The 14498-nt window shown below is 73.6% G+C and carries 15 protein-coding genes; 12 read left to right on the forward strand and 3 right to left on the reverse strand.

Annotated features, from left to right (window positions below; all coding sequences use genetic code 11):
* The 5 genes from AB7J25_RS06530 to AB7J25_RS06550 all read left to right on the forward strand — a co-directional run.
* The coding region (locus AB7J25_RS06530; protein ID WP_428506101.1) for a molybdopterin-containing oxidoreductase family protein at window positions 1-1619 on the forward strand (1619 nt) is incomplete at its 5' end.
* Between the two features lie 24 nt (window positions 1620-1643).
* The gene (locus tag AB7J25_RS06535; protein WP_428506103.1) at window positions 1644-1994 is read left to right on the forward strand and encodes a cupin domain-containing protein; all 351 of its coding nucleotides are present in this window, start codon (window positions 1644-1646) and stop codon (window positions 1992-1994) included.
* A gap of 45 nt (window positions 1995-2039) precedes the next feature.
* Complete coding sequence (locus AB7J25_RS06540; RefSeq protein ID WP_428506105.1) at window positions 2040-3239, forward strand: sensor histidine kinase; 1200 nt, start codon at window positions 2040-2042, stop codon at window positions 3237-3239.
* Window positions 3236-3874 (forward strand): response regulator, encoded by a 639-nt coding sequence (locus AB7J25_RS06545; protein WP_428506107.1) that lies wholly within the window; start codon window positions 3236-3238, stop codon window positions 3872-3874. The genes AB7J25_RS06540 and AB7J25_RS06545 overlap by 4 nt, the downstream gene beginning before the upstream one ends.
* A 14-nt stretch (window positions 3875-3888) precedes the next feature.
* A complete protein-coding gene (locus AB7J25_RS06550) occupies window positions 3889-4323 on the forward strand; it encodes a CBS domain-containing protein (RefSeq protein ID WP_428506109.1) in 435 nt (144 codons plus the stop codon).
* On the opposite strand, the gene AB7J25_RS06555 is transcribed toward AB7J25_RS06550, so the two are convergent.
* The gene (locus AB7J25_RS06555; RefSeq protein ID WP_428506111.1) at window positions 4304-5293 is read right to left on the reverse strand and encodes a quinone oxidoreductase family protein; all 990 of its coding nucleotides are present in this window, start codon (window positions 5291-5293) and stop codon (window positions 4304-4306) included. The genes AB7J25_RS06550 and AB7J25_RS06555 overlap by 20 nt on opposite strands.
* Window positions 5294-5377: 84 nt before the next feature.
* Between AB7J25_RS06555 and AB7J25_RS06560 the strand changes: the two genes are divergently transcribed.
* From AB7J25_RS06560 to AB7J25_RS06590, 7 genes are all read left to right on the forward strand, one after another.
* Window positions 5378-5953 (forward strand): CGNR zinc finger domain-containing protein, encoded by a 576-nt coding sequence (locus tag AB7J25_RS06560; RefSeq protein ID WP_428506113.1) that lies wholly within the window; start codon window positions 5378-5380, stop codon window positions 5951-5953.
* Window positions 5954-6047: 94 nt separating this feature from the next.
* A complete protein-coding gene (locus tag AB7J25_RS06565; RefSeq protein WP_428506115.1) occupies window positions 6048-6323 on the forward strand; it encodes a hypothetical protein in 276 nt (91 codons plus the stop codon).
* Between the two features lies 1 nt (window position 6324).
* Window positions 6325-7455 carry a M14 family zinc carboxypeptidase gene (locus AB7J25_RS06570; protein ID WP_428506117.1) on the forward strand — a complete coding sequence of 377 codons (1131 nt, stop codon included), beginning with the start codon at window positions 6325-6327 and terminating at the stop codon, window positions 7453-7455.
* Window positions 7456-7479: 24 nt separating this feature from the next.
* Entirely contained in the window at window positions 7480-8715 is a 1236-nt protein-coding gene (locus AB7J25_RS06575) for a glycosyltransferase (protein WP_428506119.1), read from the forward strand.
* A gap of 92 nt (window positions 8716-8807) precedes the next feature.
* Entirely contained in the window at window positions 8808-9641 is an 834-nt protein-coding gene (locus AB7J25_RS06580) for a class I SAM-dependent methyltransferase (protein WP_428506121.1), read from the forward strand.
* A gap of 8 nt (window positions 9642-9649) precedes the next feature.
* Entirely contained in the window at window positions 9650-10804 is a 1155-nt protein-coding gene (locus tag AB7J25_RS06585) for a serine hydrolase domain-containing protein (RefSeq protein ID WP_428506123.1), read from the forward strand.
* A gap of 128 nt (window positions 10805-10932) precedes the next feature.
* Entirely contained in the window at window positions 10933-13551 is a 2619-nt protein-coding gene (locus AB7J25_RS06590) for a LuxR C-terminal-related transcriptional regulator (RefSeq protein ID WP_428506125.1), read from the forward strand.
* Between the two features lie 24 nt (window positions 13552-13575).
* On the opposite strand, the gene AB7J25_RS06595 is transcribed toward AB7J25_RS06590, so the two are convergent.
* A complete protein-coding gene (locus AB7J25_RS06595; RefSeq protein ID WP_428506127.1) occupies window positions 13576-14061 on the reverse strand; it encodes an SRPBCC family protein in 486 nt (161 codons plus the stop codon).
* 2 nt (window positions 14062-14063) lie between these two features.
* Window positions 14064-14417 carry an ArsR/SmtB family transcription factor gene (locus AB7J25_RS06600; RefSeq protein WP_428506129.1) on the reverse strand — a complete coding sequence of 118 codons (354 nt, stop codon included), beginning with the start codon at window positions 14415-14417 and terminating at the stop codon, window positions 14064-14066.
* Window positions 14418-14498 lie beyond the last annotated feature (81 nt).

The raw sequence follows: 14498 nt of genomic DNA on the forward strand, positions 1-14498 counted from the left end.
ACCCGGAGGGCATCGTCCACGCCCGCTACATCGTGGTCTGGGGCCACAACATGCTGTCCTCCCACCTGCACCTGTGGCCGTTCGTCAGCCAGGCCCGCAGGAACGGGGCGAAGCTGGTGGTGATCGATCCCTATCGCAGCAGGACCGCCCGGCAGGCGGACTGGCACATCCGGATCCGGCCGGGCACCGACGCAGCGCTGGCGCTGGGCATGATGAACGTGATCATCGCCGAGGGGCTCACCGACCAGGACTACATCGACCGCTACACGACCGGTTACGAGGAGCTCGCGGCGAAGGCGGCCGGGTTCCCGCCCGAGCGGGTGGCGGCGATCACCGGCATCCCGGCGGACGACGTACGGACGCTCGCCAGGGAGTACGCGACCAGCCAGCCGGCGGCGCTCCGCCTGGGAACGGCGGTGGAGAACCACCCGCAGGGCGGGCAGGCCTTCCGCGCGATCTACAGCCTGCCCGCGCTCGTCGGGGCCTGGCGACACCCCGGTGGCGGGGCCCACGACCTCACGCTGTTCTCCTTCCCGGTGCACTTCGACCGGCTCTCCCGCACGGACCTGATCACGCCGGGCACGCGGACGGTCAACGGGTTGCAGCTCGGCCGGGCGTTGACCGGCGAGCTGGAGCTCGATCCACCGATCAAGGCCCTGATGGTGTGCAATGCGAACCCCGTCGTCACGGTCCCGGAGCAGAACAAGACGATCGCCGGGTTGCTGCGCGACGACCTCTTCACGGTGGTCAGCGACCACTTCGTCACCGACACGGCCCGGTTCGCGGACATCGTGCTGCCCGCGACGACGATTCTCGAGCATTTCGACGTCATGTTCTCCTGGGGCCATCTGTACGTCTCGGCCAACAATCCGGCGATCGAACCGCTCGGTGAGGCGGTCTCCAATATCGAACTGTTCCGCCGGCTCGCGAAGGGCATGGGCTTCGACGACGACCCGTGGTTCACCATGACCGACGAGGAGCTCGCCGGCCAATGCCTGGACTGGGACGCGCCGCAGATGACCGGCATCACGCTGGAGGGGCTGAAGAAATCGGGATGGGCGAGGCTCGCCGTTCCCGGTCCGGACGAGGCGCCCTACGCGGCAGGTGGGTTCGGGACGCCGTCGACGAAGGTCGAGCTCGCCCTGCCCGGCGATACCGACTCCGTGGTCCCGGTGTTCCGGCAGGGCTACGCGGCCCTGCAGGGTGACGTGCCCAGCGCCGCGGTGCCCGACTTCGTGGAGGAGCCGGTCGACCCGCGCTTCCCGCTGAAGATGATCACTCCGCGGGGCCACAGCTTCCTCAGCTCCCAGTACGCGAACATGGACCGGCAGCTGAACGCCGAGGGCGGCCAGCACGTCAGGCTCCACCCGAAGGACGCGGCCGATCGCGGTCTCGTGGCCGGAGGGGAGGCGGAGGTCTTCAACGACCTCGGCTCGTTCCACGCACGGGTCCTGGTGGACGACGGCGTGCTCGCCGGGGTCGCGGTCGTGCCCTACGGGTTCTGGCGCGAGAACGGCGGATCCGGCCCGGCCGCGCTGATCTCCGGCGACCTGAACGACCTCGGCCGAGGCCCCCGCTACTCGGCGGCGTCGGTCGACGTCCGCTCCCTGACTCCCTGAACGGGTCGACAACGTGGAGGAACCATGACCAGCAACCTCACCACCCATCACGGCGCCTCGGTCGACGTGACCGACTACGAGCCGTTCCTCGTCGGCGACACCGCGATCGGCGAGGTGCACTGGATCCGCGACGGCGGCGCCGACGGCACGACCCTCGCCGTCGGCCTGTGGCGCAGCGAGCCGCAGACCTTCCCCTACCCGTTCGCCGCGGACGAGACCATCCACGTCCTCGAAGGTGTCCTCGACGTCGAGCTCGCGGACGGCACGGTCGTCACGCTGCGGCCGGGGGACATCGCGTCCTTCGTCAAGGGGACGGAGTCGGTCTGGACCGTCCGGGAACCGTTCAAGAAACTGTTCGTGGTCAGCGGGGCGTGAACCCGGTGCGGCACCGGCGCAGGACGGGATGACATGTGCTACACGGTGAAATCCATCGACGACGTCCGCAGTCTCGTGGCCGCGGCCCGCGGCCTCGCCGGGCTCGTCGACCTCGGGACGCTCACCTCGCGGGCCTGCCGCCACCTCCGCGACCTGGTCGGCTGCGACGCCACGGTGATCGCCGTGTACCGCAAGCCCGACCAGCTGGAGATCGCGGCCACCGAGGGGCTTCCGATGCCGGCGGAGGAGGCGTGCTCCCGCCACGGTCACGGCCTGGGCCGGCTCGCCTTCGACCTCGACGACACCCCGTGCGTCCGGCTCCACGAGACGGGACCACGCCTGGAGGACACGCCGACGGTGCAGCTCGGCCAGGATCTCGTCGCCCGGCTCCACGGCGATCCCGTCCTCGAGCTCGCGGCCTCGGCCGGGCTGGGCCGCGTGATGGCCTGCCCGGTCGAGTTCGGCGGCGCCCCGCTGGGGGTGCTCTACATCGGCAGGCGCGGTGACACGCCGATCGGCCTGCGGGACGCCGAGCTGGTCTGGGAGTTCGCGGCATCGCTCGCGCCGCTGATGGTCACCGCGCTCACCGCGCAGCGCGCCGGGGAGGTCGCGGCGCAGGAGGAGCGGGCCCGCATCGCGCAGCAACTGCACGACACCGCGGGCCAGATGCTGTTCGCGATCAGCCTCGCCGCGCGCGACCTGCGCCAGACGGCCGACGTCCACGGCGGGGTGGACACGCAGACGCTGGTCGACTCCGCCAAGCGCATCGAGTACGAGGCGGCCCAGGCCTCGGTCTGCCTCCGCAACGCCATGCACACCCTGCTACCCGCCGGGGAGGCGCTGCCCGTGAGCCTCCGCCGCGACGTCGCCACGTTCTCGCGGCGTTCGGGGGTCCCCGCGGAGGTGATCGTCCTCGGTACTCCGACCGACACCAGCGACATCGTCGACGAGACGGTACTGGGCGCCGTTCGCGAGGGCCTCCACAACGTCGAGCGGCACGCGGCGGCCTCGTCGGTGTCGGTCACCCTCACCTACCGCCCGCTCGATCTGGCGCTGCTGGTGCAGGACGACGGCGTGGGCCTGCACGAGCTGCCGCCGATCACCCCGCTGCCCGGGAAGGCACCCGGCCTGGGGATACCCGGCCTGCGGCAGCGCGTGCGCGCCCTCGGCGGCGACCTGAGCCTGTGCAACGGCGAGGACGGCGGCGCGAGCCTGCTGATCACCTGTCCCCTGGCGGCGGCGTGACCGCCCGCGTGCTCGTCGTCGACGACCACCCCCTGGTGGTCGCCGGGATCCGCGCCGTGCTCGCCCACGCCGAGGACCTGCACGTCGTCGGCGAGTGTCACTTCGGCCGGGACGCCGTGTACGCCGCCGCCGAGCTCGACGCCGATCTCGTCCTGCTCGACGTCCGGCTCGGCGACCTCGACGGCTCGCAGGTCGTCCGTAGCCTGCTGCAGGCCAGGCCGGCGACCAGGATCGTCATGCTCACGGCGTTCGACGAACCGGCGATCCTCACCACCTGCCTCGAGCTCGGAGCCTGCGGCGTCCTGCTCAAGGGCTCGCTCGACCTCGACCTCGTCCGGGCGCTCCGCGAGGTCGTCCGCGGCGGCATCGTCATCGACGACACGGTGGCGGCCGCCCTGCAGCGGGCCGGCTCCCTGCTCGAACCGTCCGGGACGCCCGCCGTGCTCGCGATGCGCCCGCGCGAGGTCGAGGTGCTCAAGCTCATGGCGATGGGGATGACGACGAGGGACGTCGCCGAGGAGCTGCACCTGTCGGTCAACACCGTGCGCTCCTACACCCAGACCCTGATGGAGAAGCTGGGCGCGCACACCCGCGTCCAGGCGATCGTGCAGGCGCGCCGCCTCCAGCTCATCTGACGGGGGTGGGGTCCATGCCCGGCGAGGTCCGGCCCGTCGTGGCCGACGCGATGCTCCGGCATCCGAAGATCTGCGACGCGACGACGACGCTGGGCCGCGCACGCGAGCTGCTGCGCGACGACCACGTCCACGCCCTCCTGGTGGTCGACGACCACGGGCTCCTGCGCGCCGTGGTGGAGCGTGAGGACCTCGCCGAGGGCGCCGCCGACACGCTCGCCGAGCACGCGGGCCGGCTGGCCGACCGCACCGTGGGACCCCATGTGGACCTGGTGGACACGCAGCGGCGCATGCGCCGGAACCGGCGCCGCCGCCTGGCCGTCGTAGACGGGCGCGGACGGCTGCTCGGCCTGCTGTGCCTCAAGCGCTCCGGCACGGGGTTCTGCTCCGACGACGGGGTGCGCGCCCGCGCGGCCGAATCCCGCCGGGGGGCTACCCCGTCGGCCCGGTGAGGAGCACCTTGCCGAGCACGGCCCGCGACTCCAGGCGGGCGTGCGCCGATGCGGCATCGGCGAGCGGGAACGTCGAGTCGACCGGGACCGCGAACCGCCGCTGCGCCAGTCCGGCGAGCACCTCCGCCAGGTCGGGTCTCGGGTCGTAGCCGTGCTCCATCAGGTCGGTGAACTGGAATCCGTGGATGTGCACATTCTTCGGGTAGAAGTCGCGCGTGTCGATCACGCTGGGGGCGAGCGCGACGTTGGCCAGGGCGACGACGTTCGCGGCGCGCGCCGCCGCACGCAGGCTCCCGGCGAACGTCTCCCCGCCGACCAGGTCGAGCACGACGTTCGCCCCACGGCCGTCGCTGTGCGCCAGAACCTCGGCGGGTACGTCGGCGGCGGTGTGGTCCAGCACGACGTCGGCACCGAGATCGTGCACCCACTTCACCTTCTCCTCGCCACCCGCCGTCGCGATCACCCGCGCCCCGGCGTCCTTGGCGATCTGCACCGCCGCGCTGCCGACGCCGCTCGCGCCCGCATGCACCAGCACGACGTCTCCCGGCCGGACCCCGCCGAGCCGGTGCAGGCTGTACCAGGCCGTCAACCAGGCCACCGGCACCGCGGCTGCGCCGATCAGCTCGACCTCGTCCGGCACCGGAAGCACCCGCTCCGCCGGCACCTCGGCCCGCTCGGCGTAGAACCCGGGATCACCGATCGCGCCCCAGGCCACGACCCGCCGTCCCACCTGCAGGTCCGTCACCCCCGCACCCACGGCGACGATCCGGCCGGCGGCCTCCAGACCCGGGGTGGCGGGCAGCTGCGGCCCCCGGTGGTACCGACCTGCCCGGAAGAGCGCATCCGCCCGGTTGACGCCGGCGGCCACGACCTCGACGACCACCGCGCCCGGGCCCGCCACCGGGTCCGGCGCCGCGGACCAGCGCAGCGCACTCGGGGGACCGAACTCGAGGACGCGGGACGCGTACATGGCCGGGGCCTCCACTCGACGGCGGGCTGGGCGTCGCCAGCATGGAACACTAGTTCAACCGGTGTCAATCGCTATGCTGGCGCCGTGCAGGACCACCACTCGGCGTTCGTCTTCGTCGGCGGACGGCCCTCGCTCGACCTCGTGGCGACGCTCGGTCGACGGCACGCCCGGCCGGTGGAGCGCATCCCCGACGCCGGCACCCTCGCGCGCTGGTTCGTCGGCGCGGGCATCCTGTCGACCGCGCCGCACGTCCGGGACCGGGACCTGGAACGCGCGCGGACGCTCCGCGAGGCGATCCACGCCCTCGTCCGGGCCGCGATCGGGCGGCACCCCCCGGACCCGGCGGCGATCGAGGTGCTCAACCGGCACGCCGCCGGACCCGATGTGCCGCCCCGGCTGGTGGCGGACGGACACGGACGGCTGACCGTGGCACCTGCCCACGGCGACGCCCGCGCGGCGCTCGCCGGGATCGGGCGGGACGCGGTCGGGCTGCTCGGCGGGCCGCAGGCGCAGCGGATCAAGGAGTGCGCCCACCCGGACTGTTCGCTGGTGTTCCTCGACGAGACCCAGTCCGGGCGGCGCCGGTGGTGCTCGATGGAGCGCTGCGGCAACCTCGTGAAGACTGCCGGATACCGCGCGCGGCGGGCGATCCGGGAATGACCGGTCGATCTCAGGCACCGTCGCCCGGCCATGATCGATCAGGGCCGCCGGTTTCGCGGTTGCGCCGCGGTCGGTGAGTGGCGAGTCTCGTGGGATGGCGCGTTACCACGTCACCGTCGTGACCGGGGACCCGTCGCGGACGGCCGCGGAGGTCGCCGCCGACGCCGGTGCGGAGGTGATCCGCAAGATGCGTGTGCCGGAGGACGGGGTGGCGGCGCTCGCCACGGAGGCGCAGATCGACGCGCTCGTCGCCGCGGGCGCGACCGTCCACCGGCATGCCGATCTCGCCGAGGGGCGCGCGGAGCGGCTCGCCGAGGTCGGCGAGGGCGACCGGTACGCCGAGGCGCTGCGCCGGTTGGCCGGACGCTGAGATGCCCTACCTGAACGTGGTGGAGGTCGAGTCGGCGCTGCAGGTCGTCGCGGCCACGCATCCGGGGTTCACCGAGCTGGTCACGCTGCCGCACCGGACGTGGGAGAACCGGGTCTGCCGTGCGGTGCGGGTGGCCGCCGACCTCGCCACGCCGCGGCCGACCGTCGTCCTCGTCGCGGGCGTGCACGCCCGGGAGTGGGGCGGGCCGGACATCCTCGTGTCGTTCCTGGAGCGCCTCACCGCCGCTGCGGCGGCCGGCGCGGAGATCGCCGTGCCCGGCTACACGGCGACCGCGGCGGACGTCGCGCGGATCGTCGGTGGCCTGGACTTCGCGGTGTTCCCGCAGGTCAACCCGGACGGGCGGGCGTACTCGATGCACCCCGACGGGGACGAGCTGTGGCGGACCAACCGCCGCCCGTCACCGGACGGCGTGGACGTCAACCGCAACTACGACTGGCTGTGGGACTTCCGCCGCCACTTCGACCCGCGGGCGCTCGCGCGTGGCGAGGTGTCGGTGTCCGACACGCCGGGCCAGGACACCTACCACGGGCCGGACGCCTTCTCCGAGCCGGAGACCCGCAACGTCGCGTGGTTGGTGGACCGGTACCCGACCACCCGCTTCCTCGTCGACGTGCACAGCTTCTCCGAGTTGATCCTCTATCCGTGGGGTGACGACGACAACCAGTCCACCGAACCCGAGCAGAACTTCCACAACCCCGCCTTCGACCGCCGGCGTGGCCTGCTCGTCCAGAACGGGCATCCCCACGCCGCCCGCTACGGCGAGTACCTCGGCTCCACGCATCGGCGGCACCTGATCGAGATCGGGGAGCGGATGCGCGACGCCGTCGAGTCCGTCAACGGCCGCCGCTACACCGTCCAGCAGGGCGCGCAGCTCTACGGCACCTCCGGCACCTCCGACGACTGGACGTTCGCCCGGCACGTCCTCGACCCGGCGCGTCCGGTGATCTACCCGTACACCATCGAGTTCGGACGCGAGCACCCCGACGACGTGGCGGCGAGCTTCCACCCTCCGTACGCGGAGATGGCGAGGATCATCGACGAGGTCGTGGCCGGACTGCTGGAGATGTGCCTCGCGGGGTTGGACCGGCTCGCCGCCGAGCAGCTGCCGTAGGCGACCCCATACGGAGGTCCTGCGGTGCGGATTCTCATCGTGACGTCGGGTTCGCGGGGTGATGTCGCGCCGTTCACGGGCCTGGGCGGGCGGCTGCAGCAGGCCGGCCACGACGTCGCGCTGGCCGCACACGACCGGTTCGCCGATCTCGTGCGCGAGTGCGGGCTGGAGTATCGGGCCCTTCCCGGCGATCCGGTCGAGCTCGTGCGCGCACGCACCGCCGCCCCTTCCCCGGACGCCGCGCGATCGGTCTTCGCCGCGTTCCTCGACGACCTGGGCGAGGGTGTCGCAGCCGCCGCAGCCGCCGGAACCGACATCCTGCTCACCGCGTTCGGCCCGGCCCCGCTGAGCCGGCTCGTCGCCGAAGGTCTCGACATCCCCAGCCTCGGCGTCTACCTCGCGCCCGGGGTCCCCACCCGAGAGTTCCCGCCACCTGGCGGGCCCGTCACCGGGCGGCCCTCGCCCGCCGACAACCTCGCCGCGGGCCGCGAGCTGCTCGCCCGGACCGACGCCCTCTACGCCGACGTCCTGCTGCGGCTGCGGGCCCGGCTCGATCTCCCCACCGCGACCAGGAGCAGACCCGACCGGCGGATCTGCCACGGCTACAGCCCGGCAGTGGTCCCCCGGCCCGCCGACTGGCCCGCGACGGTGCACGTCACCGGATACTGGTGGCCGGCCAGGCCGCCGCGATGGCAGCCCCCGGATCTGCTGGTCGACTTCCTCGGGGCCGGTCCCCCTCCGGTGTTCGTCGGCTTCGGCAGCATGACCCCCTCCCACGAGCGGCTCCACGACGTCGTCGCGGCCGCCGTCGGACGGGCCGGCGTGCGCGCCGTCGTCCAGGCCGGCTGGGCCGACCTCGAACCCGCAGGCGACGACATCCTGCTGGTCGGCGACCTGCCCCACGACTGGTTGTTCCCCCGGACGGCCGCCGTGGTGCACCACGCCGGAGCCGGCACCACCGGGGCCGGGCTGCGCGCGGGCGTACCGGCGGTCCCGGTGCCCGTCCTGGTCGACCAACCCTTCTGGGCGGACAGGCTGCACCGCCTCGGCGTCGCACCGCACCCGCTGCCGATGCACGAGCTGACCGCCGACACCCTGGCCGATGCGCTGCGGTCCTGCCTCGACCGACCGAGCTATCGCGACCGCGCCACCGAACTCGCCCACCGGATCCAGGCGGAGGACGGCCCCGCTGCCGTGCTCTCGCTCATCACCGGCCTCGAAGGCCGGCCGGCTCCTCGTCACCGCCGCGGATCTGAGTAGGCGCCACTCACGCCGCCGGCCCCGAACACCGCGACGGTCGTGAGGGGGCCGCCGGCACCCGTCGGCCCGTGACGGAGCGGAGGACATGCGAGATGACCGACACGATCCACGATGCCGACCGGGCTCTCAAAGCGAAGCACCGCGTGATGTGGGCCCTCGGCGACTACCACGCGGTGGCCACGGGCGTGGTGTCCGGACTCGGGCGGGAGCTCGTCGACGCGTGCCGGCTGCGCGCCGGCGAGCGCGTGCTCGACGTCGCCGCCGGAACCGGCAATGCCACCGTGCCCGCAGCCGCGGCGGGGGCGAGGGTGACGGCGGCCGATCTCACCCCGGAGCTGTTCGAGGCGGGCCGCACGGCCGCTGCCCGGCAGGGCGTCGACGTGGACTGGGTGGAGGCCGACGCCGAGGCGCTGCCCTTCGCGGACGGCGAGTTCGACGTCGTGATGAGCTGCCTCGGCATCATGTTCGCCCCGCACCACCAGGCGGCCGCCGACGAGGCACTGCGGGTCTGCCGGGCCGGCGGACGGATCGGGTTGCTGAGCTGGACCCCCACCGGGTTCGTCGGTGAGCTGTTCAGAACCCTGAAGGAGTACGCGCCGCCTCCCCCGCCCGGCGCGTCGCCGCCGCCGCTGTGGGGCGAGGAAGAGCACGTGCGCACACTGCTCGGCGACAGCGTGACCGAGGTCGTCGCGGAGCGGCGGATGCTCACCGTCGACCGCTTCGGCACGCCGCAGGAATGGCGCGACTTCTTCAAGGACACCTACGGGCCCATCATCGCGGTGTACCGGGGCCTCGGCACCGACACCGACCGGATCGACGCCCTCGACGACGACCTCGCGGCGCTCGCCACCCGGCACGATCGAGGTGCCGGCTCCACCGTCATGGACTGGGAGTACCTGCTCCTGACGGCCCGCCGGACCGCGTGATGCCGGCCATGGGGGCGCGGATCGACGCGCTCCTGCGCGCGGCCGTCGACCGCGGCGACGTGCCGAACGTCGTCGCCGTCGCGGCGGATCGTGACGGCCCGATCTACGAGGGGTCGGCGGGTCCCCGGGTGTCCGGGGAGGACCCGCCGGTCGGGCCGAACACGACGTACCGGCTGGCGTCGATGACCAAGATGGTGACCACGGTCGCCGCGCTCCGGCTGGTCGAGCAGGGAACGCTGGAGCTCGACGCGCCGGTGGAGCACTACCGGCCCGAGTTCGGCGAGCTGATGGTGCTCGAACGGATCGAGGGCGGCATGCCGAAGCTGCGCCCGCCTGCCGCCAAGGCCACGATCCGCCAGCTGGCCTCGCACACGACCGGCCTGGGCTACTGGTTCTGGAGCGCCGACCTGCTCGCGTGGGAGGCCGCGAGCGGCGTACCGAACGTCATGGCGGGCGATGCGAGGTCGTTCACCGCACCCTTGATGTGCGATCCCGGATCGAGGTTCGAGTACGGCATCAACACGGACTGGCTCGGCAGGGTCGTCGAGGTGGTGGCGGGACAGCCGCTCGACGTCCATCTCGCCGAGCACGTGCTGGAGCCGCTCGGCATGGCCTCCACCGGCTTCCGGATCGGCGCCGAGCAACGCGCCGACCTGGTGCCGGTGCACGTCAAGGGCCCGGACGGCGCGTGGTGCCCGACCGACATCGAGTGGCCGCCCGAGCCGGACTGGTGGCCGGGTGGCCACGGGTTGTACTCGACCCCCCGCGACTACCTGCGCTTCCAGCGCATGCTGCTGGGCGGCGGGACCCTCGACAGCGTCCGCATCCTGCAGGAACGCACCGTCCGCGCGGCGTTCACCAACCAGATCGGCGACCTCTCCGTGCCGGAGGTCATCCGTACCGCATCGCCCGCCCACAGCTGCGACTTCGCGGCCGGACCGGGTCGGACGTGGGGCCTGGGCCTCCTTCTCAACACCGAGGGTGAGCCCGGCCGGCGCGCGGCATACAGCGGCGCCTGGGCCGGTCTGTGCAACACGCACTTCTGGGTCGACCCGACGTCGGGAGTCACCGGCGCGATCTACAGCCAGTTCCTCCCGTTCGTCACGCCCGAGTCGATGGCCCTCTACGCCGACTTCGAGAGAGCGATCTATGCCGCTCGCTGAAGCGGGTTGTCCGGGCTCGGCGCGGGCTCGCGGATGCGCCAAGGGCCGGGCCGGATCGACGCTGCGGGCGAGCTGCCCGCATCGCATCAGCGGTGTTTCCGGACGCACCGCGCCGTACGATTCCGGCCGTGTCCACGCAGCCGTGGCCGCTGGTCGGCCGGGCCGAGGAGCTTCGCGTCGTCGAGGACGTGACGCGCGGCGGCGACGGGCCGGTCGGGGTCGTGCTGGCCGGTGCTGCGGGCGTCGGGAAGACCCGGCTCGCCCGCGAGGCGCTCGCGCTCGCCGAGCGCCGCGGGGCCGTGGTCCACCGGGCCACGGCGACGGCGTCCTCGCGGAACGTCCCGCTGGGCGCGTTCCCCACCGTGTCCGGGACGGTCGGCTCCGATCCGATGTGGCTGCTGCGCCGCGCCCGCGAGGCGCTGCTGGCCCGTGCGGACGACGGCGCCGTCGTCATCGGGGTGGACGACGCGCACCTGTTGGACGAGCTGTCGGCGACGGTCGTGCACCAGGTCGCGGTGCGGCGCGAGGCCCGGGTGGTGCTGACCGTCCGCAGCGGCGAGCCTGCGCCGGACGCGGTCACCGGCCTCTGGAAGGACGGCCACCTGCGACGGCTGGAGCTTGCCCCCCTGACCGTGGAGGTGACGGGGGAGCTGCTGGAGGAGGTCCTCGGCGGGCCGGTGGCGAGCGGTACGACCCGTGCGCTGTGGACGATCACCCGGGGCAACGCGCTGTACCTGCGCCAGCTCGTGGACGGCGAGCTGGGCGCGGGCCGGCTCGCGCGCGCGCCCGGCGTGTGGCGGTGGTCGGGACGCCCGCAGCTGTCACCGGGGCTGACGGAGCTCCTGCACGACCGCATCGGCAAGCTCTCGGACGCGCAGCGCGACGTCGTCGACATGCTGGCCCTCGGCGAGCCGCTGGGCGTCCCGGTGCTCGCGCGGCTCGCCGGCATCGCGGCGGTGGAACGGGCCGAGGCCCGCGGGGTGGTCGAGGTGTACCCCGACGGGCGCCGGATGCAGGCACGGCTCAGCCACCCGCTGTTCGGGGAGCTCCTGCGCTCGCGCTGCGGTGTCGTGCGCGCCCGCCGGTTGCGGGGCCGGATCGCCACGGCGCTCGCGGACTCCGGCGGCCGCCGCTCGGACGACACGCTGCGCCGCGCCACGCTGATGCTGGACTCCGACCTCGATCACGACGCCGCGCTGCTCGTCCGCGCCGCGGAACACGCCGTCCGGCTGGGGGACGCGGGCCTCTCCGAGCGCCTCGCCCGGGCCGGTCTGGCCGCGGGCGGAGGGATCCCCGCCCGGTTCGCCCTGTGCGACGCGATGCTCGGGGCTCCGCCGTTGGACCGGGTCGCCGCCGAGCTGTCCACCCTCGCGACGCTGGTCCGCACCGATCACGAACGCACGCGCGTCGCGACCCACCGAGCCGTCACACTGTTCTGGGTCCTCGCCCGCCCGGACGAGGCGGAGGGCGTCGTGGCGTCGGCGTTGGCCGAGGTGACCGACCTCGGGTGCCGGCAGGTCCTCACCGGCCTGCAGTCGGTGCTGGACGGGATCCTGTGCCGGCCCGAGCGGGCGATGGCCGCCGCGGCCGCGGTCCTCGACGATGCGCAGCGGGCACCCGTCGCCGCGTCGATCTACGCCTGCTGGGGCCTCGCCATGGGGTGCGGGGCGCTGGGCAGGCTGGCCGGCCTCGCCGACGCGGTGCGGCGCGTGGACGCCGGGCCGGACCGGTTCGAGGCGGTGCACTACCGCGTCGCGGGCATCGCCAACGCCTGGACCCGGGCCCTGCGGCTGGCCGGGCTGCTGGCCGAGGCCGAGGAGAACACGGAGGCCTACCTGCAGCGTTACCAGGACGCGGGTGGTCGGTCGGCACCGATCAGCCGCGTCCTGCACGGTCTGGTGCTGCTCGACCGGGGCCGGGTCCGCGCGGCGGCACGGGTGCTCAGGGAAGCCGGTGCCGAGCTGCGGGGCATGCACCCGGTCTGGTCGTACGTCTCGGCGGTGGGCCTCACCCTCGCGCTCGGCATGGCGGGCGAGGCGACCGGCGCCCGGCAGGCCCTCGCCGCAGCCCAGACGCAGCGGCGCCACCCGGCCCTGGTGTTCCGCGAGCCCGACTGGCTACTGGCCCGCGCGTGGGTCGCCGCGGCCGAGGGTGCCGTCGCCGAGGCGCGCGCGCTGGCCGGTGCCGCCGCGACGCTGGCGGCGGCCCAGACGCAGCCGGCGGTGGAGGTGGTCGCGCGGCACACGGCCGTCTGCTTCGGCGATCGCGAGCAGGCGGCGCGGCTGGCGGAGCTGTCCCGCGAGGTGGACGGTCCCCGCGCTCCCGCGGCCGCAGCGCACTCCGCCGCGCTCGCCGCCACCGACGGCGACGGGCTGCGCACCGCCGCCGCGCAGCTGGCGGACATGGGCGCGACGCTGCTGGCCGCCGACGCAGCGGCCCAGGCCGCCGCGGCCTACGCCCGGCACGGGCGGAAGGGCTCGGCCCTGACCGCGGCCGCGCAGGCGCACCGGCTCGCCCGGCTCTGCGGCGGTGCCGGCACGCCCGCGCTCGCCGCCGCCGAGGCGCCTGCGGCCCTCACCGGCCGGGAGCGCGAGATCGTCACCCTGGCCGCCCGCGGGCTGTCCAACCGGGCGATCGCCGAGCGGCTGGTCATCTCGGTGCGCACCGTGGAGAACCACCTCTACCGCGCGTCCGCGAAGCTCGGCGCCACCGACCGCAGCGAGCTCGCCACCGTGCTCCACGGCTGAACGCCGGGCGCCGCTCCGCCGGGCTCAGGAGGCGACGAGCTCGTCGATCTGGTTGATCGCGGCGCTGGCGCCCTCGATGACACCCATCTCCAGCACCTTCTGCAGACCGTCGGCGGTCTCGTACGTGCTCACGTAGGTCGCACGGGTGCGGCCGTCGTGCTCGGAGAAGGTGTAGACGTTCGTCGAGACCGGCAGGTCCGGGTTCGGCTGGAAGTCCAGGTCGGCGAACCCGTCCTCGAACGAGAAGGTCCGCGGCTCGTCGACGGCCGTGACCTTCCAGTAGCCGGCGAACTTCTCACCCTCGGGGCCGGTCATGTAGTAGGTCACCCGGCCGCCGGGCGTGAGGTCGTGGTCGACGAAGGTGGCCGGGTAGGTCGGCGGGCCCCAGACCTTCTCCAGCTGGCGCGGGTCGGCGTAGATCCGCCAGATCCGCTCCACCGGTGCGGCGAACTCGGCGGTGATGGTCAGGGTCCGGGTGTCCAGGTCCTGCGTGACGTCGATGACGGGCATGGTCAGTCCTTCCGTTCGGACGGGGTTGCCGGGTCGAATGCGATCAGCTCGTCGATGCGGGCGATGCGGCCGCGCCAGACCTGCTCCAGCTCGGTGAGCAGTGACGCCACCGACCGCACCGCCGTCACGTCGCCGCTGGCCAGCTGCTCGCGGCCCTTGCGCCGCTTGACGAGCAGGCCGGCCTTCTCCAGGACGGCGACGTGCTTCTGCACCGCGGCGAAGCTCATGTCGTACTTCGCCGCGAGCGCCGAGACCGAGTACTCCCCGGCCAGCACCCTGCGCATGATGTCGCGTCGGGTCCGGTCGGCGAGGGCGTGGAACAGGGCGTCCGCCCGGTCCTCGTCCGCCTCGGTCACGCGAACAATATACAACCGATCGGTTGTACGTTGTCAAGGCGCCCGAGCCGGCGTCTGCCCTTGCGACAAAGCGGTGTGCCC

It is taken from the genome of Pseudonocardia sp. (assembly GCF_050246655.1).
Lineage (GTDB): Bacteria > Actinomycetota > Actinomycetes > Mycobacteriales > Pseudonocardiaceae > Pseudonocardia.